This window comes from Mesorhizobium sp. M0862 (assembly GCF_040319795.1).
Taxonomy (GTDB): Bacteria; Pseudomonadota; Alphaproteobacteria; order Rhizobiales; family Rhizobiaceae; genus Mesorhizobium.
The window spans coordinates 88,670-109,683 of record NZ_JAMYOJ010000002.1; the positions used below are offsets into that span (position 1 = coordinate 88,670).

19 protein-coding genes and 1 pseudogene are annotated in these 21,014 nt (G+C 60.2%); 2 read left to right on the forward strand and 18 right to left on the reverse strand.

What is annotated here, in order from left to right; all coding sequences use genetic code 11:
* Positions 1–147: 147 nt before the first annotated feature.
* Together NKI15_RS03030 and NKI15_RS03035 are read right to left on the reverse strand one after the other, a co-directional pair.
* On the reverse strand, positions 148–930 hold the full coding sequence (locus tag NKI15_RS03030; protein WP_352885700.1) for an SDR family NAD(P)-dependent oxidoreductase: 783 nt from the start codon (positions 928–930) through the stop codon (positions 148–150).
* Between the two features lie 209 nt (positions 931–1,139).
* Positions 1,140–2,054: a LysR family transcriptional regulator gene (locus NKI15_RS03035; RefSeq protein ID WP_352885701.1), complete on the reverse strand. Its 915-nt coding sequence runs from the start codon at positions 2,052–2,054 to the stop codon at positions 1,140–1,142.
* A 162-nt stretch (positions 2,055–2,216) separates the two neighbouring features.
* On the opposite strand from NKI15_RS03035, the gene NKI15_RS03040 reads away from it, so the two are divergent.
* Positions 2,217–3,143, forward strand: a complete 927-nt coding sequence (locus tag NKI15_RS03040) for a LysR family transcriptional regulator (protein WP_352885702.1) — start codon at positions 2,217–2,219, stop codon at positions 3,141–3,143.
* A gap of 11 nt (positions 3,144–3,154) precedes the next feature.
* Here the strand turns inward: NKI15_RS03040 and NKI15_RS03045 are convergent, their stop codons facing one another.
* The 5 genes from NKI15_RS03045 to NKI15_RS03065 form a co-directional block, all read right to left on the reverse strand.
* A complete protein-coding gene (locus NKI15_RS03045; protein ID WP_352885703.1) occupies positions 3,155–3,616 on the reverse strand; it encodes a cupin domain-containing protein in 462 nt (153 codons plus the stop codon).
* 28 nt (positions 3,617–3,644) lie between these two features.
* Positions 3,645–4,604: an ABC transporter permease gene (locus NKI15_RS03050; protein ID WP_352885704.1), complete on the reverse strand. Its 960-nt coding sequence runs from the start codon at positions 4,602–4,604 to the stop codon at positions 3,645–3,647.
* Positions 4,601–5,578, reverse strand: a complete 978-nt coding sequence (locus NKI15_RS03055; protein ID WP_352885705.1) for an ABC transporter permease — start codon at positions 5,576–5,578, stop codon at positions 4,601–4,603. The genes NKI15_RS03050 and NKI15_RS03055 overlap by 4 nt, the downstream gene beginning before the upstream one ends.
* Positions 5,575–7,149, reverse strand: a complete 1,575-nt coding sequence (locus tag NKI15_RS03060; protein WP_352885706.1) for a sugar ABC transporter ATP-binding protein — start codon at positions 7,147–7,149, stop codon at positions 5,575–5,577. The genes NKI15_RS03055 and NKI15_RS03060 overlap by 4 nt, the downstream gene beginning before the upstream one ends.
* Before the next feature lie 94 nt (positions 7,150–7,243).
* Positions 7,244–8,368: a sugar ABC transporter substrate-binding protein gene (locus NKI15_RS03065; protein ID WP_352885707.1), complete on the reverse strand. Its 1,125-nt coding sequence runs from the start codon at positions 8,366–8,368 to the stop codon at positions 7,244–7,246.
* Positions 8,369–8,576: 208 nt separating this feature from the next.
* Between NKI15_RS03065 and NKI15_RS03070 the strand changes: the two are divergent.
* Positions 8,577–8,915 (forward strand): annotated as a pseudogene (locus NKI15_RS03070) (ATPase, T2SS/T4P/T4SS family); the annotation flags it as partial.
* A 15-nt stretch (positions 8,916–8,930) separates the two neighbouring features.
* Here the strand turns inward: NKI15_RS03070 and NKI15_RS03075 are convergent.
* The 11 genes from NKI15_RS03075 to NKI15_RS03125 form a co-directional block, all read right to left on the reverse strand.
* A complete protein-coding gene (locus NKI15_RS03075) occupies positions 8,931–11,243 on the reverse strand; it encodes a molybdopterin-dependent oxidoreductase (protein WP_352885708.1) in 2,313 nt (770 codons plus the stop codon).
* Positions 11,240–12,073 (reverse strand): nitrilase-related carbon-nitrogen hydrolase, encoded by an 834-nt coding sequence (locus NKI15_RS03080; protein WP_352885709.1) that lies wholly within the window; start codon positions 12,071–12,073, stop codon positions 11,240–11,242. The genes NKI15_RS03075 and NKI15_RS03080 overlap by 4 nt, the downstream gene beginning before the upstream one ends.
* 31 nt (positions 12,074–12,104) lie before the next feature.
* Positions 12,105–13,127: a M14 family metallopeptidase gene (locus NKI15_RS03085; protein WP_352885710.1), complete on the reverse strand. Its 1,023-nt coding sequence runs from the start codon at positions 13,125–13,127 to the stop codon at positions 12,105–12,107.
* Between the two features lie 76 nt (positions 13,128–13,203).
* Positions 13,204–14,016, reverse strand: coding sequence for an IclR family transcriptional regulator (locus NKI15_RS03090; RefSeq protein ID WP_352885711.1), 813 nt, complete (start codon positions 14,014–14,016; stop codon positions 13,204–13,206).
* 27 nt (positions 14,017–14,043) lie between these two features.
* Positions 14,044–14,664, reverse strand: coding sequence for a DUF1989 domain-containing protein (locus NKI15_RS03095; protein ID WP_352885712.1), 621 nt, complete (start codon positions 14,662–14,664; stop codon positions 14,044–14,046).
* Between the two features lie 24 nt (positions 14,665–14,688).
* The gene (locus NKI15_RS03100; RefSeq protein WP_352885713.1) at positions 14,689–15,426 is read right to left on the reverse strand and encodes an ABC transporter ATP-binding protein; all 738 of its coding nucleotides are present in this window, start codon (positions 15,424–15,426) and stop codon (positions 14,689–14,691) included.
* Positions 15,416–16,231, reverse strand: a complete 816-nt coding sequence (locus tag NKI15_RS03105; protein WP_352885714.1) for an ABC transporter ATP-binding protein — start codon at positions 16,229–16,231, stop codon at positions 15,416–15,418. Before NKI15_RS03105 ends, NKI15_RS03100 begins: the two co-directional genes overlap by 11 nt.
* Complete coding sequence (locus tag NKI15_RS03110) at positions 16,228–17,223, reverse strand: branched-chain amino acid ABC transporter permease (protein ID WP_352885715.1); 996 nt, start codon at positions 17,221–17,223, stop codon at positions 16,228–16,230. The genes NKI15_RS03105 and NKI15_RS03110 overlap by 4 nt, the downstream gene beginning before the upstream one ends.
* Positions 17,220–18,086, reverse strand: a complete 867-nt coding sequence (locus tag NKI15_RS03115; protein ID WP_352447447.1) for a branched-chain amino acid ABC transporter permease — start codon at positions 18,084–18,086, stop codon at positions 17,220–17,222. The genes NKI15_RS03110 and NKI15_RS03115 overlap by 4 nt, the downstream gene beginning before the upstream one ends.
* Before the next feature lie 33 nt (positions 18,087–18,119).
* On the reverse strand, positions 18,120–19,262 hold the full coding sequence (locus tag NKI15_RS03120; protein WP_352885716.1) for an ABC transporter substrate-binding protein: 1,143 nt from the start codon (positions 19,260–19,262) through the stop codon (positions 18,120–18,122).
* Positions 19,263–19,363: 101 nt separating this feature from the next.
* Positions 19,364–21,004, reverse strand: a complete 1,641-nt coding sequence (locus NKI15_RS03125) for a rhodanese-like domain-containing protein (RefSeq protein WP_352885717.1) — start codon at positions 21,002–21,004, stop codon at positions 19,364–19,366.
* Positions 21,005–21,014: the final 10 nt, after the last annotated feature.

Below are 21,014 nucleotides of genomic sequence, written 5' to 3' on the forward strand. Positions count from 1 at the left end.
GGCCCATGGCGATCGATGATGAAATGGTAGGCTCGAGTGTCGAGAAGCGGCAGCCGGCTGCGTTTCCAAACAGCTGTGCCCCCACGTCAATGCGGTGATGCCGGCGGGCGATCTTCGCTGCCGATCGGGCGTGTGCCTTCCCGGCGCTCAGAGGATCGAGTGGACAGCGCCGCCGTCGGCGCGCTGCATGGTCCCGTTCATCGCCCAGTTGGCTGCCATCTGCACGACGGCCCGTCCGTGCATTTCTGGATCGATCAGCTTCTGGATGAGCGATCCGGGCTGGTCGTCCTTGAAAAATCCTCGCAATACGTCGTCGTACGAGATCCCCCGTTCGGCAGCAATTCCGTGGAAGTAGTCCTTGACCGAATCCGTCGCCGTCGGTCCCGGCATGTAGGCGTTGACGCGGACGCGGGTGCCCCGCGTCATCTCGGCAAGCGCCCGCGACAAACCGAGCTGCGCGGTCTTGGTCAGGGAATAATGGACCATGAACGGGATTGAACGCACTGCCGCTTCGCTCGAGATGAAAACGATACTGCCGTCATTGTTGTCGAGCATCTCCTTCAGCACCGGCCGCGTGATGCGGATGCCGGTCATGACGTTGAACTCAAAATATTCGTGCCAGCGCTCGTCGGAGATGCTGAAGAAATCCTCGACGTCGAAGCGACCGATGTTGTTGACGAGGAACGCGATCGGACCGGACTGGCGTGCAAAGGCATAGAGCTTGGCCGCACCCTCCGCCGTCGTCAGATCGGCGACGACGCCACGGCAGTTGGGTCCGATCTGGGTGACGGCCGCCTCCAGCTTCGCCGCATCACGGCCGTTGATGACGACGGTCACCCCTTCACTATGGAACGACTGGGCGATCGCCAGTCCGATACCGGAACTGCCACCGGTCACGATTGCCACTTTTCCAGCTATACCGAGATCCATGACCTTGGCCTCCATCCTGTTGATTGAAGAAAATTGACTGTGGCAAACGTCCGCCCGGTCGCTCCTGCTAAACGCAGCTGACCGCACGCACTCTGCCGCCGCCTTGTTGCCCGTCTTTGCCGATGGGAAAAACAGCCAAGGGCGAAAGACCTATTTCGGCATTTCCGAAAGATGCCACCGCCGTACGGCGGATGCTGGCGTGCGGCGGCCTAGACATATGCTGCCAACGCGCCGCTCAGCCGCTTGAAATATCGAACCGCGAAATCGATGAACAGGCGTATGCGCCGCGGCATCATCGTGCGATGGTCGGTCAGCAGGTGAAAGCCGAAGGGGGTGCGCGTGTAATCGTCGAGCACGCTGAGCAGCCGTCCGCCCTTCAGATCATCGGCAACATCCCACAGCGATTTGCGCACCATGCCAACGCCCTCCATCGCCATCTGCCGAAGGGCGAAGCCATCACTCGACATGCGATCGCCCTGGATGCGGACGCTCGTTGTCTCGCCATCCTTGAAAAATTCCCACTCATCCATGATGCGATCCGACCTGAGCAGCGCCAGGCAGTTGTGCTGCGAAAGATCATGAGGCGTGGCCGGCATGCCATGCCGCTCGGCATAAGCAGGCGCGCAGCAGATCAGCCGCCGGTTGGGTCCGAGCCGTCTGGTGGTCAGTGCGCTGTCAGGCAGGTTGCCATAGCGGATCGCTACGTCGCAGCCGGTCTCGACGATGTCCAGGACGTTGTCTGTGAGGAACATGCGCATCTGAATTTCGGGATTTTCGGCGAGGAACTCATCCACCATTCCCGCCACATGCTGCCGGCCCAGATCGCTCGGACATGTCAGCGTGATAGAGCCGCACAGATCGCTGCCGCCGCGGCGCAGCGTCGCCTCAAGCGTATCGAATTCCTCGATCACGCGGTCTGAATTCTCGAACAGAAGCCGCCCTTCCGGCGTCAGGTTCATGGAACGGGTCGACCGTTTCAGCAGCGAGACACCATAGTGGGCTTCCAACGCCTTCAAGCGCCCACTCATGGCAGCAGGTGACAGACCGAGATGGTTGCCGGCAGAAGTCAGACTGCCGGCGCGCACCACCGTGCGAAACAGATGAAGATCCTGAATTCTGTCCATGCCGCCCTCCTCAACCGCTGTCCGGTTAGCACCGGCTTGATCCTTCAGTAGCGCAAGAGTGTGTTTTTCAGAATTTGCGAAAAACAGATTTCAGCTGTGAACCAATTTCACAATTGCTCGCAGATTCCTTATGATCAGGCGCGTAGTGGGAGGGAGGATCAGGTGATCAATCGCGGCGCCGAGATGGAAGTGTTCGTCCGGGTTGTCGAGATGGGCAGTTTCTCGGCTGCGGCGCGCGCGCTGCACATCACACCCTCAGCGGTCAGCAAGCTGGTCACCAGAATCGAGGAGCGGCTCGGCGTTCCTCTGGTCATCCGGTCGACGCGCAATCTTCAACTCACCCCGGAAGGCGAGATGCTTTTCGACCGGGCACAGCGCATCGTCAGCGAGATCGAGCAGACCGAGCGCGCCGTCGCATCGGGGTCCAATGAACCCCGTGGGCCGCTGCGGGTAAACGCCAACATTCCATTCGCGACGCACTACCTCATCCCGATTATTCCCGAATTCCTGGCGCAAAACCCCGGCATTACGCTCGATCTCACTCTTTCCGATTTTCCGGTCGACCTGATCTACGAACGCGCCGACGTCGCCATACGCACCGGCGTCCTGCATGACTCGTCGCTCAAGGCCCGCAAGCTGCTGGAAAGCGATCGACACGTCATCGGCTCACCGACCTACTTCGCGAAGTACGGAATCCCGTCGCATCCGCAGGAACTGGCGTCGCACAACTGTCTGAACTTCAACATCCGCCGCAACCTCGATACATGGCCGTTCCAGGACAGACAAAATGCTGCCGCGGCCCTGCTTAGCTTGCCGGTCAGCGGCAACATGCGAACCGACAATGGCGAGACCATGCGCCAACTGACGCTGGCCGGACTCGGCATTGCAAGGCTGTCGTCATTCCATGTCGGAAAGGATATCGAGGAGGGTCGGCTGATCACCGTCCTTGAGGACTTCAATCCCGGCGACCTCGAACCCATCCACGCGATCTTCGTCGACCACGAGCATCTGTCCAACCGCATCCGCGTCTTCGTGAACTTCCTGGCAGAGCGCATTCCACGCCGCATAACGACCGGTCAGCCGTCCTGACGGCTCGTGAGTTAATCGGACAGCGCAGGCCAGGTAACCCGGCCTGGCCGCACCCGAATATGATCGGGAACCGGCAGCGGCGGATTGGCACTCTCCATAAATTCGACCGTGGTGAATACCAGCGCGGCATCCCCGGTGTTTTTCAGGTCGTGCACTGCAAACTGCCCGGCTCCGAAGCGGAAATGCTTGGTATCGCCAGGACGGTAAATCGTCTCGGCAACCCGGCCGTCGTGGAAGGATGAGAGCGAGCTGCCGGCCGTCGACGTCGTCCAGAAATAGTCGAGCACGTGACGATGGAAGCCCAGCCGTTCACCAGGCTTCAGCCGGATCATCCAGACGCGAACCCGTGTGGTCTCCGATACCAGCAACTGGCCGACGCAGCCATTGAGCTGATTGACGGCGAACTCCTGCTTCAGCGCATCGCTCCATTTGGCCGGCGGCTGCAAATGCCGCTGTGCATCACTTCGTTGCATGCCGACCCATCCTGTCTGCCTGAATGATTTAGTTGGCCGGCGCTGCCCGGCTGTAGAGCCCGACCATGAGAATGATAACGACGCCGTAGCAGATCTGCTTGGCAGCTTCGGGCGCCTGCATGATCGACAACATCGACGAGATCAGGGTGATCAGCAGGACGCCGGCGACGGTTCCCGAGTAGGAACCCCGGCCACCGAACAGGCTGCTGCCGCCGAGAACGACCGCGGCGATGCCCGGCAGCAGATAGGGATCGCCCATGCGCTGATAGGATTGGCCGGCATAACCGGTGAGGAGCATCCCGGCGATGGCGCTGCACAGGCCCGCAACGACAAAGGCGAAGACGATGACCTTGCGCGTATCGATCCCGGACAGATAGGCGGCCGGTTCGTGGGTGCCGACCGCGTAGATGTAGCGGCCAGTCCTGCTGCGCCGAAGCAAGAACACGATTGCCGCCGAGACCGCAAACCAGACGAGGACGGCGCACGGTACCCCGAACAGTTGGCCGGCTCCCAATGCCGACATGACCGGAGAAGGCTGGCTGCGCAGTGCGTAGAAGCCGCTGTAGAAAACGCAGACCCCCAGGATGATGTTGTTGGTGACCAGCGTCCAGATCATCGACGGGATGCGCAGATAGGCGACGCCCAGCCCGTTGATCAGTCCGATCAACAGTCCGGCGCCGAGGCCGGCAATCAGGCCGCGCTCGCTGACGAGAGTTTCCGGGTTGGTGCCGACCAGCGCGGTAGCCAAGGTGGCAGATGCGGTAATTGTCCACGGCACAGACAGGTCAATGTGACCAAGCAGGATCACCATCATCGTGCCAGCTGCGACAATGCCGAGAAACGCCCCGTTTTGGAGCTGCTGCATCAGGTACATCGGCGACAGGAATTGGTGATAGTAGGCGCCACCGACAGCCAGGAGCAGGAGCATCGCCAAGGCGATCGCTTTGGTCGGACCGTCGAAGGACGTGACGAACGACACGGCTCTCATTGAAACACCTCCAGCCGATTGTTGATGCGCAGCAGCCGGGTAGCGCCGAAGGCCACGGCGACGAGCAGCACCGTGCCTTCGAAGAGAGGCTGTGCCAGTGGCGGCAGGCCAGTGAAGAAAATCAGGCTGCCTATGGTGCGCAGGATCAGCGCGCCGGCGATCGAACCCAGGACGCTGCCGGCACCACCGGTCAGCGCGGTACCGCCAATCACGACCGCGGCGATCGAATTGAGCGTGTAGGGTAGCCCGATCGACGGGTCGCCGCTTAGGGTCTGAAAGCCGATGAAGAGGCCGCTGAATGAGGCGAAGATTCCGCCAAGCGTGTAGGCGGCGATCTTGGCCCGATCGACCTTGAGACCGGACATATAGGCGGCCTGTTCCGACGAGCCGACCGCGACGATCGATCGTCCGAGGCTGGCCTTCGACACCGGCAGCCAGAACAGGCAGGCGAGGACGAGCAGCACAACGATCGAGCTCGGCAGGATACCGGCAAGGTCGCCTGTCGTCAGTTCGCTGAGTGTTTCGTCTATCGACCCACCGGGGATCGGTCTGATGATCAGGGCAAAGCCTGAATAGATGGCCCCTGTCGCCAGGGTCGCGATGATTGGCTGTATCTTGCCGAAGACGACGACGATGCCGTTGATCGCGCCGCAGACGGCGCCGGCCAGGACCACGACGGCGATGCCGAAGGCAAGCTCCAGCGGCCCGCCATTGACCAGATGCGAGGCCAAACAATTGGTCAATGCCATGATCGGACCGATCGACAGGTCGACGCCACGCGACATCACGACGATGGTCTGGCCGATAGCCAGGAAGGCGAGCGCTGTACCTTGGTTCGCCCAGGCCGAAAGGACGCCAATGCTGGCACCCCTCGGATGGATGTGCAGGAAATAGATGAGCAACCCGCCGAGCACCAGCCAGGCGAGCAGCGCTCGGTTGTTGCGGCGCAAATGAATGTTGAGGAAAGCTGTCATGCCAGGCCCTCCGCCAGTGCTGCAGTCGGCGCGGCAGTTTCCCGTCCGGAGTTGTCATGGGACAGGTTAAGCGCGCTCGTCAGGATGTTGTGCTCGTTCAGTGACGGACCGCTCAGCGTCGAGGCGACGCGGCCGTCGTACATGATGAGGGCCCGGTCACACAGACCGATCAGCTCGTCATAGTCGGTTGAGTGGAACAGAATTGCGAGGCCGTCGCCAGCCAGCCGGCGCAGCAGCCGATAGATTTCCTGCTTGGTGCCGACATCGATGCCACGGGTCGGATCCATCAGTAGCAGCAGCTTAGGGTCCGTCGCCAGCCATTTGGCCAGCACCACCTTCTGCTGGTTGCCGCCGGACAGGGTGCCGACCGCGACATCGGCGTTGTCGGTCTTGATCTTGAGCAGATCGATCATGCGGTCGACCAGCGCTTTTTCGCCTGGACGGTCGACGATAGCGTAGCGGCTCAGGCGGTCGAGCATCGAGACGGTGAGGTTGTCGCGGACTGAAAGACTGAGGAAGAGGCCTTGCGTCTTCCTGTCCTCGGGGATCAGCGCGATCCGCAAGTGCGAACCCTTACCCCCTTTCGGGCCACGATGGACGGCCGGACGGCCGTTGATCCGCACGGTACCGGTGGTACCACGCAGCACGCCGGCGATGGCCAGCAGCACCTCCTGCTGGCCCTGCCCGTCGAGGCCGCCAAGCCCGACGATTTCGCCCGGCCGCAGTGACAGGCTGACGCCTTTGAGCTGGTCGCCCCAGCGCAGGTCGTGGATGTCGAGGTAAGGCGGCGCCACCGGCACCGCGGCTGGTTTGTCAGGATAGACCTGCGAAATTGGCTTGCCGATCATCAACTGGACGATCTCGTCATGCGTCTTGGCGCCGCTGGCGAAGGTCGAGACGTGCTCGCCGTTGCGGAAGACCGAACAAGTGTCGGCCAGCGCCTCGATTTCATGCATGCGGTGGGAGATGAACAGGATGCAGGCGCCGTCGTCGCGCATGCGGCGCAAAAGCTCCATCACCGGCCCGACATCCGAAGCGGTCAGCGCGGAGGTGGCTTCGTCGAGAATGAGGACATCTGGCTTTCGGACGATCGCCTTGGCGATTTCGACGATCTGCCGTTTCGACAAGGGCAGGTCTGCGCAGCGGCTGCGCGTATCGATGCCCTCCCCGCAACCCATCTGTTTCAGCACCGCGGCGGCAAGACGATCCTGCGCCTTGCGGTCGATCAATCCGAACGCCCTCTTCGGCGGTTGGGTAAGGCAGATATTCTCGGCGACGCTCAGATCCGGGATTATGGAGAGTTCCTGGAAGATGCACACGATGCCCTTGGCCGCGGCATCGGCGGGATTGGCGAATGTCACGTTATCGCCGTGCAAGCGAATGGCTCCGGAATCAGGCTGGGTGACACCGGCAAGGACTTTCATCAGCGTGCTCTTGCCGGCACCATTCTCGCCAAGGATGGCGTGAATGGATCCACGTCTGGCTTCGAAGCAAACACTTTTTAGCGCATTGACGCCGCCATATGTCTTGGTCACGTCCGTCAACGCCAAGAAGGAATTACCTTCGGTCATCTTCCCTCCTCCCATCCGATCACGGTTGGCCGAGAGCTTGTCGGATCTGCTCTCGGCCGACGTGCAGAAGCGTCCGTTCGGACGCTATGGACGACTAGTTGTTGTCGGCGGACTGGGCATTCAATTGCGCCGGCGTGAACACCATGTCGGGGCCACAGACCGCATAGCCGGTCACCGTTTCCAACGTGTCGGGCTCGTCGGGGAAGTAGTTGACATTGGGTTTCATGTCTTTGGTTTCGACATAGGGCGTCGGAACGTTGACCAGGGCCGGAAACTCTTCGCCCTGCAGCAATGCAATGGCAGCGCGAACGGCGACGGGACCCTGGCCGGGCGACGTTGAAACGGAAATGCCAGGGATGTCGTTCGTCGCCAGCGCCTTGACGAAGCCGTTTTCGGCATCGCCGCCAACTGGCACCGGCGGATGGCCGGTCGCCTTCATCGCATTGGTCACGCCGCGGCAGCCATGCTGGCAAATGATGGCGTCAAAGAAACCGTGAACCGCAATGGCGTCGGCGGTCACCTTCTGGACAGTCCCCGTATCCCAATTGCCAACGACTTCGACGACTTCGATGTTCGGATATTTTGCCAGAACCTTCTGCACGCCCAAATGTCGATCACGATCCGTGGAATTGCCCTGAATGCCGCGGATCTCCAGAATCTTGCCCTTCGGTTCCTTCATCTGGTTGACGACGGACTGGGCTTTGATTGCGCCTTCGAATTCGATCCATTCCGGCGTTATGCGCAGCACGCTCGGGCTGTCGACGGGATTGTCGAACGAAACCAGGACGGTTCCCGCCTTTTTGGCGCGTTTTATGACCGCGTCGAAGGCGGTCGGGTTCACGGCAATGAAAGCAATGGCGTCGTAACCGGCCTGGATGAAGTTGTCGATCGCGGCAATCTGGGCAGCCACGTCAGACCCGGTGCTGACGACCTTGAGTTCGGTGATGTTCTTGGCGTTTTCCGGAGCAGCCGCCCAGACCTTGACGCTCTTGATCATCTGCTCGCGCCACGGAATGCCCGTGTGGCCGTTAACCAGCGCAACACGGTATGGCCCTTCCTTGCTGGCGTATTTGATCGTCCCGGTGTTGCCGAGGCCCGGCTTGTAGCATTCCGGCATGAAGGTGCCGGCCTGTGCCGTCTGGACCAGCAAGGCGCTCGCGACAGCGAGTGCGCTGGCGGCACGGGTAAGTGTTCTCAATCGTGACAGATATGATTTCAATGCTTCCTCCCGTTGTGGCGACGCCGACGACCTCTCCCAGTCGTTTCCGGCACGGTGAGGGTCGTGCCCTTGGCATCCTTCGAGCCTCACTTTCGCCATGCCAATCTTCTTGCTGGGACGACCGATGCACTAGCCGCACGCACAGAACACGACTTGTGAACGAAATTCGCAGATGAGATGCTCGACTGCACTGCCCAATGACCGAGCCGAGCGCATCGTCCGTCTCGTCGCCACCATATCGGCACGGAGGTCATTTTGGTCGCCCAGGCGTCTCGGTCGAGCTGCCCAAACCGGGGAGCGGTTCGAGGGGCTTGGCGACTACGTGACAGCCGGAGCCATGACAGCCGAGCAAGAAGAAGTGCTGCGGGCGGACCGTCACAGCCCGCAAGAATATCCTCGTCGCCGGCGCCACCTCGACCGGTAAGACCACGCGCACCCACGCCTTGCTGGCTGAGGGTCGCCAAGACCGAGGGACCGCGTGGTGCTGATCGAGGACACTCGCGGGTTGCAGTGCGCCGCGCCCAACCATGTCGCGCTGCGACCTCGACGGGCCCGGCTCGCGTCAGGACGTGTGGTCGCTTGCAAGGTCGGGCATCGCAAATCCGCCCGCCTCTACTGTCTCAGTGAATTTTTCGATCTCGACGAGAACCGACTGGGCGGATGGACCCTGCCCCAGATATGAGGTGCCCTCGTCGCGTGTCAGCATGTTCGGGTTTCCGTGGAGATCGAGAGAACCTGGCGTTCCATAGTCCTGAGGGTGATACCAGGCGCCGGAGGCGAGCTGCACCACTCCTTCCAGGATCTCGTCCGAGAGCACGGCGCCGGCCAGGCATGCTCCCCGATCATTGAAGAGCCGAACGATATCTCCGTCGGAAACTCCGCGCACCAACGCATCCTTGCGATTGATCAGGACCGGCTCGCGGCCGGCCACCTTCGACTCCTTGCTCAATTTCGCGTCGTCGAGCTGGCTATGAAGACGCTTTGAAGGCTGGTTCGAGATCATATGCAGTGGAAAGCGCTCCGCAACCTTCGCCGCGTGCCATTCCTTTGGCGGCAGCCATACCGGATGGCCCGGGCAATTGGCATACCCAAAGCTGGCAATCCTCTCGCTGAATATCTCGATAAGTCCCGACGGCGTCTGAAGGGGATGGGCGATCGGGTCACTGCGAAAATCCGCATAGAGGACAAAGTCCTCGATTGGCGGCGGGACCTCAATGAAGCCATCGCGCCAGAATTCTTCAAAAACTGGGAGTTCCACCGATTGTGCCCAGGCTTTTGTCCGACACCGCTCGTAGGCATATTCTATCCAGCCGCGGATATCGCGCCCCTCCGTAAACTGCTCCTCGATCCCCAGGCGTGCGGAAAGATCGCGGAAAATGTCATAGTCATTTCGGGCCGCGCCGACGGGTGCGATCAGCTGCGGCATGGCGACGATGAAGCGATCACGAGGGGACGCGCCTATATCGTCACGCTCAAAGGTGGTTGTTGCGGGGAGAACAATATCCGCCTGACGCGCGGTAGCGGTCCACCAGATATCGTGCACGACAATCGTCTCAGGCCGGTTCCAGGCTTCGACCAGCCGATTCAGGTCCTGATGGTGATGGAACGGGTTGCCGCCGCACCAATAGACCAGCTTGATGTGCGGAAAGACTATGGTCTTGCCATCGAACGGGATCGTTCTACCCGGCTGAAGCAACAGATCGGCCATGCGCGCAACCGGGATTGCGATGCCGAGCGGGTTCTTTCCCGATTCCATTGCCGGGGAGGATGTCGGTCGGCGAGGCGTTCCCATGCCATTGATGGAGCCGTACCCGAACCCGAACCCTCCTCCCGGCAACCCTATCTGGCCGACCATCGCTGCCAATGCGATCAGCGCCCAATAGGGTTGCTCGCCATGGTCGGCGCGCTGAAGCGACCAGGTGGCCGTGAGCATGGTACGACCCTTCGCGATGCGCAAAGCAAGTGCCGCGATCTCGTCGGCCTCTATTCCTGTGAGTTCGGCTGCCCAGGCAGCCGACTTTGGCGTCTCGTCCGCAATCCCCAGGACATAGTCGCGGAAACGATCGTAGCCGACCGTATATTTCTCGAGGAATGCATGATCGACCTGACCCTGGACAATGAGCGTGTGAGCGAGCGCCAGGATAAGTGCGGTATCTGCGCCGGGCCTGATCGGAAGCCACTCAGCGTTCAACCAGTCTCCACAGTCTCGCATCAGGGGACTGACGGAAACAAATTCTACGCCAGCCTCCTTTGCGGCACGAAACCAGCCAGGCGTTTCGTGAGAGCCGGCGCCCCCCGTGGTGATCAGCATGTTCTTTTCGGCTGCACCGCCGAAGAGGATCATCAGGTCGGTGTTTTCGACGATGCTTGGCCAATCGGTAACGGGACCCGCAACGGCCTCGATGCCGCCAACGATATGCGGCAACAGAACAGCGGCAGCCCCCCAACTGTAATTTGTCACCTGGTCGACACATCCACCGAACCGATACAGGAAGCGGTGCAGCAGCGTTCTTGCGTGATTGATCCGTCCAGCGCTCGACCAGCCGTAAGAGCCACCGAAAATTGCCTGATTTCCGTGCTTCTCCTTGACGTCGGCCAGCCGCCTGGCAACCAGATCGAGAGCCTCGTCCCAGCTGACGGGCACAAACGGCTCCGCCCCCCTCCGACGTCCCGTGTCAGCTGGCCCACGCAGCAGATACCCCTCGCGGACCATGGGTTGCGAAATCCGGGAAGCAGCATGAACCGCGCTCGGCACAGAGCCCATCAAGGCGGACGGATCCCTGTCGTGTTGAAAGGGCGCGACCGCCTCAATCCTGTCGCCGATGATTTCGGCGTCGAATGAGCCCCAATGCGCGTGACTGAGCTTCCGGCTCATGATGCGCTGGTTGTGTCGTTCAAGGTCACGACCGGGCTGTCGTAGAGCTGCTCGCGACGGGTAGCCATGTGGCTTTGGACCATCGTTCGCGTCAGCGATGCGTCGCCCCATTCCGCGACAAGGCAATCATCTTCCGAAGCGCTTGCAGGCCCGGCAAGAAGGCGGCCATTGGGGCCGACGATGAAGCTGTTGCCAAGGAAGCGGACCCCGCATTCCTCGCCGGTCCGATCTGCGCAGGCGACGGTGATTTCATTGCTGCACGCTGCAGCAATCGCCAGGTGCATCGCCATTGGCGTTGCGTCAGGCGCATCCGTGGACTGCCGCGGCGGAACAAACCAGTTGCTTGGAGAAACAATCAGTGTTGCACCGTTCTTCGCCAGCGCGCGGGTCAGCTCCGGGAACCAGAGGTCGTAGCAGACGGCAAGACCGATCCGGCCCCAGGGGGTTTCGACGCAGGCAAGTTGATCACCAAGATCAAACAGAGATCGTTCTCCGCCAAAAACATGGGCCTTGCGGTAGCGCAGAACGGCGCCATCAGGCGCTACTGTCACCGCGGTATTATAGAGGCGATTGCCCTCTCGTTCAGCCATGCCTGCGATGAGATAGATGTTCAGCCTGGAAGCGATCGACCTCCAGGCAGCGACGCTTGGTCCATCGATTTCCTCGGCGAGGTCAAACAGGTCGGCCCGATTGCCGAATACGAGCCCGGTCGTGCAGCACTCGGGAAGGATGATGATGGACGCCTTGCGATCCGACGCCTCGGCGATCTTCTGCAGGGACAGGTCGAGATTGTGGGCGAGCTCGCCGTGAACAGGCGCATATTGCGACACCGAAACGAGCGGCCTTGTCGAATGAGCGGTTTCATTGACCTGCATCGACGTCACTCCATTCGGTTCCGAGGAACGCGACGCGATCGCCTGAATGCACGACCGGATCGCGCCGGATGGCTATGACCCAACTGTCGCACTCCGTCCGCACGTCCTCAATTACATCCCCAAACAGATCACGAATAACGCCTATCGTTGAACCTGCCGATACACTTCTGCCAGGAGAGGTCGCGGGTTCGAAGAGCCCGGCGACCCCCGCAAGCCTGTGAGCCCTCTTGGTCACCCTCTTGATCGGCCGCGAGACTGCAGCTGTGCCATGCCCGTTGATCCCGATCTTTCCGGCAAGGCGCAGAAGACCGGCGACACCATGTTCGACAAAGTCATTCTCCAGCCGTCCACCCCCACCGAGTTCGATCATGAATGCCGTCGCGCCAAGTGAAAGGGCCTGATAGTCCAGCGCGCCTGCGATGTTGCCGGGCAGCTCGCCGGATGCATCTGCGACCGGCATCCTGCAGGCAATGGTCGGCTCAAAGCACGCTATGTGCGAAAGCAAGGAAGCTTCGGAAACCAGCCCATTCGGGTGGACCTTGTAGACGGCATAAGGGCTGGCATCGAAAGGCGTCCCGAGCGTGTGGATGTTGACTATAACATTCGCCGATCTTCCAAAACGCTCGAACAGGGCTGCCGCGGCCCGCTCGGTGACAAAGCCATCCGCTTTGCCGGGAAAGCACTGATCCATGTCGATGCCGTCGATCAACGTCGTTTTGCGACGTTCATCAAACGCATGCAGATTGGCCACCGGGGTGACGACAACCTTGCCGTTCATCGTCGAAGCATCGAGGCGATCAAAGAAACGCTGGGCGGCAAACACGCCATTGATTTCATCGCCGTGAACAGCCGCATTTACCCAAAGGACGGGCCCGTCGGAGCGTCCCTGTTTGACCAGATACGGTATCCTGATCTCGCGCCCGCCTGCCGTCGATCCGATCCCGATCGTACCGCGCTGGGACATTGAATCTGCCGACACGGCCAGAGACGAAGAGGTGTTTTCATTCATGCACAGGTATCCGTTTCACTATCTGCAACTCTGTTCCATGCAGGAACAAGCCTCCCCCTATCGAAGATAGGCTCGGTCACGCCTTGAGGGTTGACCTCGTCAGGGCAGGCTTCGAGGATTTGTCGGCAGTGCCGTATGGATAATCGGCCGCCCCGCTCTTGATCGAAAGGGTTCGCGCTTCCTCATGAAGCAACGCGATAAGGTCGTCCGTCTGATCCTCGGCAAAGAACCGGTCTGGGATGATGAGGCCAAGCGCCGCGACGGTCTCGTTTGATCGACCCAACACCGGCACGGCGATAGCGACCAGCCCGGGTGCGCTTTCGCCCCGCGTAATGGAGGCTCCCTGCGCGCGGATCTCATCGATCTGGCGTCGAAACACCGCCGGGTCGGTGACGGTCGAAGGCGTTATGGGTTCGAGCTTGTGACTGGAGATGAATGCGTTGAATCCCGCCGGCGTCAGGCCAGCCAGCAACACCTTGCCGGCAGAGGTCGCATGGAAGGGAAGCCTGTTTCCAACGCGCCAACGCCCGTCAATGTAGTGCGGCCCCTCTACTGCAAGGATGTGCAGGATAAGGTCGCCTCGCATGACGCTCAGCGTGGTGGAATGACCGGTCTGATCCACGATATGCCGCAACACCGGCAGCGCTGCGTGCGCCAGAGGCTGCGATTTGACGTAGTTGGATCCCAGCTCAAATGCGGCAAGACCGACGCGATACCTGCGCGTCTGTTCGTCCTGCTCCAGAAATCCGTTGGCTCGAAAGTCAGCCAGCAATCGCGACACCTTGCTTTTGGGCAACGCGGTTGCCTCGGAAATCTCGGTGACAGACAGCGTCTGTTCCTCGGTCTCGAAAAGCTTCAGCAGTTTGAGCGCGGTATCGAGGGTTTTCATCTGGAGTAGCTGCCTCTGGTTTTCGAATTAGCTGGTCGTCGCCTGATTCAGAATCTGGAATGCCGCGTCAGTAGGCATTTTGCCAGCACCATTCACCGTCTGTATGTCCTGTGGGCAGGCCGAGATGATCATCAGCAGGTCTGTCTGGACGTCGAACAGGACGTAGTCGCCAGGCTTCGAAACCGGTGGCTCTCTGGAGATCACGCCTTCGGCTGAAACAGGGAAATTCATGAACAGGTTGAGCGGGCCGGGGGTGAATGGCGAGTGCTTGCCCACGGAGGCAAGAGCGGACTGGAAGTTGTCGTTGCAGTTGTCGTGATAACCCTGGAATTTGAGCCGCTCGTAGGTTTTGCGGCTGCAGCAGCACATCAGTGTGTCATGGACACCTGGGGACGTGTCCTGGACAACCGAGAGCATGGGCGTAAACCTGTTGCTTACATAGGTGTCGCCGACGCCGGGGATGATCCGGCTGGTGGCGGAACGCGTGTGCTCCATCGACATGTATTCGTCCATGTCGGCGGCCGCAAAAGCCCACGTGTCCAGCACCTGGGAGCCATAGGTATTGATGATCTTCAGCCTGCTACCACTGCGCACCTCAAATGCGACACCAGTGCGTGCCGGAATGATCCTTGTCTCGGAATTGCTCATGGAAGCTCCAGAACCTGATAGCTGTTAATCGTTCTCGACAACGGGGTCGCCGCCCAGGAAGGCAGCCTTGATCCGTGGATCGTGCATGATTTCATTGGCCGGCCCATCGGCGAACTTTTTTCCAAGTTCGAGCACGATGGCCCGGTCGGAGATCATCAGAGACCCGAAGACATTTTGCTCGGCCATGATCACCGTGACCCCATCGTCGCGGATCGCTTTGACCGTCTCGAAAACCTCCGCCTGCATTTTGGGTGACAGGCCGAGCGACGGCTCGTCAAGCAAGAGAAGCCGGGGACCGCTCTCGATCACCATGGCTGTCTCAAGGACCTGCTGCTCGCCACCGCTCAGATTGCCGGCCAACTGGCGCCATTTGCGACGGAGCATTGGAAATATGTCCACAACGCGCTCGATCGCGGCAGACGCCTTTGCACGCGGCAACAGATATGTCCCCATCTCCAGATTCTCGTGAACGGTCATCTGCGGAAAATTGCACCGTCCTTGCGGGACAATACCAATACCGGCCTTGAGACGGGATGACGGGCTCAACCCGTCGACTGGCTTGCCTTCAAAAATCAGCGTGCCACCGAACTGCCTGTTGAGCCCGAAGATGGACTTGAGCAGGGTCGACTTTCCGGCACCATTTCCTCCGATCAGGCTGGTTACCGAGCCCGCGTTGAAAACGGCCGAGAAGTCGCGGACGATCGGATGATCCAGATAACCCACTGACCAATTGCGAATCTCGAGTGCGATGTTATCGGCCATGGAACGCCAGCTCCATCGCGACGGCATCGGCTTTTCCAAGATAGGCATGAAGCACCCTCTCATCCTCCCGGATAAGTGCAGGTGGGCCCTCTGCGAGTTTGCGCCCTTGCTCCATCACAACAACTTTCGAACAATGATCCATGATGAACTGGACATTGTGTTCGACGATGATGAAGGTCTGACCGCTGTCGTTGAGCGACCTGATCAGTGTCGCGACCCGCCTGATGACCGTTGGATTGACGCCCGCAAGGGGCTCGTCGAGGATCACGATCTTGGGGTCAGACATCAGGGTCATTGCCAAGGCCAGCAGCTTCTTTTGCCCGTAGGACAGGAAGGCTGCTGGAAACTCCATCATGGCGGCGAGGCCTACCAGGTGGATCAGTTCGCGACCGCGGTCCCTTGCCCGCGCTTCCGCGGTCCGGCAAGCCGGTGATGCTGCCAGTATCTGCCACCACGACACATTGTCATACGCCTGGCGGGCAATGAGAACATTTTCGATAAGAGACAGGCGGTCGTAGACTCGAACGTTCTGAAAGGTTCGAACCATTCCTGCCTGAGCGACTTGTTCGGCCCGCGCCCCTGTCAGACTAACGCCATCGAGCATGACCGTTCCAAGGTCGGCCGCAGTAAACCCGGTGATGCAGTCAATCGTGGTGCTCTTTCCAGATCCGTTTGGCCCGATCAGCCCGACGATTGCGCCGCGTTCAACGGTGAAACCAAAATCATCTACAGCATGCACGCCAGAAAAGGCCTTCGAGAGGTGTTCGACGCCAAGGAGCGGATTGGCTACGGCTGCGCTTGTCATTCGGTCCTCCTCAGCATGCGGCTGCGGCGTTCGGCAATCAGCCCTCCGAGCCCTTGGGGCATGAACTGGATGGTTATGATCAAGACGATCCCGAACAAGATCATCCGCAGTTCGGGGGCAAGGCGGAGAAATTCGGGCAAGGCCGTAAAGACGATGCTCATCAGCAGCACGCACCAGAAATGGCCGGCGCCACCCACGATGACGATGATCAGCATCATCTGCGTGTAATAGATGTCGAAAATCCCTGGATCCACGATCCCAAGTTTGAAGACATAAAGCCCGCCGGCCAATCCACCAATCAGCGCCGACAGCGCAAAGGCCGAAAGCTGGTGCATGAAAACGGATATGCCCTGCGAGCGCGCAAGATGCTCATCCAGATTGACCGCGATGAATGCCCTGCCAATACGCGAACGCAACAGCCAGTACGTCGCGGCAATCACCAATGCTCCGCTGCCAAGCGCGATCCAGTAGAAATCCCCGGCGCTGTTGCCGTCCAGCAAAACGAAACCTGAGAAACGGACTTGGGGAGGCGCCAATCCCGGTATGCCCATGGCGCCACGCGTCAGAGACGTCCAGCTGCGCGCAAGCAGCTGCAGGAGCAGGCTGAAGCTCAGCGTGACCACAACGAACGCATCACGCGATACCCTGAGCGCCGCCAGCCCGCCAATGATGGCAGCCGCCACGCAGACCAGGCCGGCGCATATGACGGCGGTCCAGGGGGAAAACCCGAGATCCGTGACAAGGAGTGCAGATACGTAGGCGCCCAGTCCCCAGAATCCGACCTGGGCGAATGACAACAGGCCCGCATAACCATAGACGACATTGAGACCCGTGCTCGCGACGGCAAAGAAGATGGCGAGCGTGGCGACGCTGGTCACATAATTCGACGGCGACCACAAAGGCAGCGTCAACAGGATTGCCGCACCGATGCCTATCCCGGCAAGACGCAATGACGGCTTTGATGAACCCAAACTCACGGCCGCCGCGCTCATATCCTGACCCCTTTGCCAAAGAGGCCGATCGGCCTGAATTGCAGCATTGCGATCATGACCAGGAAGACTGCTGCATCCTGCAGTGAGGCCGAGCCCAGCCCTCCTGCCAGGCTCTCCGAGACGCCGATGATCAGACTTGCAACGACCGCCCCCGGCAGATGTCCAAGACCGCCGATTATGACGATCGCAAAGGCCTTGAAGAGGATGGGGCCTCCCATCAGGGGATGGACGGTGAACACCGGCGCCAGGACGGCGCCGGCAAGACCGGCCAGGGCCATGCCAATGATCACGGCATGCCCTGCAACAATCGTCGGCCGCATGCCGACCACCAACGCCGCCTCCCGATTTTGCGACAGCGCGCGGATTGCCATGCCAAAACGCGTCCGGGTCAATACGAGATGAAGGAGTGTGATCGAGACGATCGCAAATCCCACGGCAATTGCCTTGATCACCTCGACCCGGAAGCCAAGGAAGCTGATGTCCTTGAAGCTGAACTCGGTGTCGACGATCTGCGGCGTGGCCCCATAGAGATAGATCAGGGCATTCTGCAACACGATGCCGATACCGAGCGTCAGGATGATCCCTCGCTCAAACTCCCCTTTCTTGATGTGCCGCAGGAAGAGCACATAGAGGACGTAGCCGAAGGCAGCGACAGCGAGGGCCGAGACAAGTGCTGCGGGCAGGAATCCGAAGCCAAAATGTCCGACCAGGACTGCCAGCGCCAAGGCTCCGAGAGCGTAGATCTGCCCGTGCGCAAAGTTCACGATCTCGAGAACTCCGAATATCAGGGACAGTCCCACCCCGATGAGCGCGTAGATCGCGCCCATCACCAAGCCATTGAGAATGAGAGTCGAAATAAGCATGACGAGCTCTTTCAGCGAGAGTCGGGCGCCTGATCAGGTGTTGAACAGGCCCTTCACGACGACCTTTCCGTTTTCAATCTGCAGGATCACTGCTGAGGGATGCGCCTGATGATGGTCATCGAATTTCAGCACGTCACCCAGGGTAGCCTTGTATTCTGCGCTTTCCAGAGCATCACGAATCTTGGCGGGTTCGCTTGATTTGGCTCTCACGATCGCATCAGCCACCAGCTTGATGGCGGTATAGGCCTCGTAGCTCTGTGTGTTCGGAAGCTCGCCGAACTTCTTCTTGAATGTTTCGACGAAAGCCGCGTTGTCACCAGCAGCTATCTGCTCGGAGTACGGGTACACGCTCGTTGCCCCATTGATCGCCCCGCTCTCGACGATGCCCTCTTGCAGCTCGGAGAATTCTACTCGGCCGGTAAGGGGAACGCTCAGGCCCGAGGCCCGGTATTGTCTGAGGAAGTTCAGCTCGTCGGCGCCGTTCAGATAGAGCGCAATGGCGTCAGGCTTTTCGGATGCCATGCGAGCGAGGAACGCGGAAAAGTCCTGTGTGTCGCGCCCGAAGAAGTCGCCATCGCCGACCTCGATTCCGTTCTTCTCCAGAACGGTCTTGAGAGCAGAGTGCCCGCCACGGCCATAGTCGGTATCTTCGCCGGCGAACGCCACCTTCTTGATCTTGCCGTCGGCAATCAGAAAGCGGGCAAGCCCGACCGCAAGTTCCAAATCCGAAGGATTGATCCGGAAGGTCCAGGTGTTGCCGCCGACGCCAGCCTGCTCGGTTATTTTCGGAGAGGTCGACGTTTCCACCACCAGAGGAATTTTGGCCTTTTCGATGATCGGCATGATGCTCAGCGTTGCCGAGCTGCAGAGAGCGCCGACGATGGCCGAGACCTTGCCAACACTGATGAGCTGTTCAGCACTGGTGGCGCCCTGAGTGGGATTGCACTGGTTGTCCTGGACCGCGAGTTCCAGCTGCTGGCCGATGGCGCCGCCGGCGGCATTGATCTCGTTGATGGCAAGTTCCGCACCCCAGCGTTGATGCTGGCCAAGGTATGCGGCACCACCAGTCTGGGGGCTGCTCAGCCCGATGACGATCGGGTCCGCGGCTGCCAGTTGCGAACCAAGCACGAGCGCGGTCAGCGCAGCAGCAAATCGGATGGAAATCTGCGTGGTCATCTAATTCCCCTATCTCTGTGTTGCATATTATGCAACTGGTTTTCATTTTATTGGCATGCTTGCAAAGTGCTCAAGATGAGGCGTTCTGGTTTCACCCTGAGTTAGAGAGTTGTTTTTCTTGAAAGGGTCTTTGTGCGAACGAAATCGGTTCCAGCCGTCGATACCGCGTCCGGTCTGATCCTGAATTCCGATCGCTCGTCTGGCCCCAGCCTGTCGACCAGGCCGGTTTCCCATGAAAGATAGCGGCGCGCTGCCTCAAGGTTTCCGCTGTGTCGATCGTGCGTGAAGAACACGAAATCCAGAGCCTCGGCGTCAGTGGGGTCTAGAGCTGTGGCGACGACCTCTACATTGGCCAGACGCCAGTCCGCCGGCTGTCCACTCACCACTGCCAGGTTGTCAAACCCGTAGGAACGCAGGTCGCTCGCGACCAGCGCAACAACTTCGCTGGCATCGCCGCACAGCACTATCGGCGTCGATTTCGGGACGTCCCTGACACGATCGCCCAGTTGCCAGCGAAGGATCCATCGGGCACCGGCGAGGTGCGCCGCGCGATACTCCATGCTTGACCTTGTATCCAGTATCAGGGCATCGCCCGCCAGCGGAAAGGCAGCCACCGGCAGCGAAAGTGCCGGAACCTTCGGTCTGGCCGGCAATGTCAGCATCGGCCATTCTTCGCGTCGTGCGGACAGGACATGACAGTCGAGACCCATCATCCGCAGCCAGCGCGCGACGACAACGGCACGCAGGCCCGTATCGTCAACAAGGACAATCCGGCCTCTGCGAACCCCGACCCATTGATCGGTCGACTGAATCAGCTGACCGCCAGGGGCGTGAACGGCTCCAGCGATGTGACCGTCGAGGAACTCGTCATCACTGCGAACGTCGAGGACATAGGTGGTTTTCGACGTGTCATGTGCCCAAAGGCTTGTCGTGTGCACATCCACGCAAGGTATGTCCCAGGCATCGGCCAGGGACTGGGCCTGCTGTCGCATCTCTTGAATGCGCTGTGCGGATGGAATCTGGTCCACGCGGCGAACTGAGCCGCGTTCCAGCTCATAACCCGCGAGCGTCCAACCCTGTGTTCCGTTTTCCAGCGCAAAGACGGGATTGGCAAAACCCAGATCCCGCAGAATCTGGGCGCCGATAATGGATCTTGTCCGACCCGCGCAATGCACCACGACGGGGACGCCAGGATCGGAAACAATCTCGTGGGCGCGATACGCCAGTTCACCGTTTGGAAGGCAGATACTGCCTGGAATGTTCATCCGGCGATGTTCTTCGAACGGCCGACCGTCCAGGAGAACGACCTCTTTGCCGGCGTCTTGCCAGCTTCTGAGCAGCTGCGGGGAGATGTGCGGGACGGAAAATGCCTCCTCGACGAGTTCTCCGAATGCCTTGCTGGGAACAAAAGCACCCTCGAAGAGCGTCATGCCCAGCCGCTGCCAGCCGGCCGTTCCTCCATCCAGCTGGAAGACAGCCGAGTAGCCGAGCCGGGAAGCGATTTCGGCAGCCAGCTTTGCACGTCCGGAATAACCGTCGTCGACCAGCACAAGACGACAGGATCTGGAAGGCACCATTTCCGAGAGCCTGACGTCCAGGATGCCCAGCGGGATCGAAGTGGCAAACAACGGATGACCTGACGCAAATTCGCCCGCCTCGCGCACATCGACGAGCGCAACTTCCTGGCCATCTGCAAGCCAGGCTTTTGCCGTTGACGGATCGATCGTTGAGGAGCGTGACACGTGTTCGCCT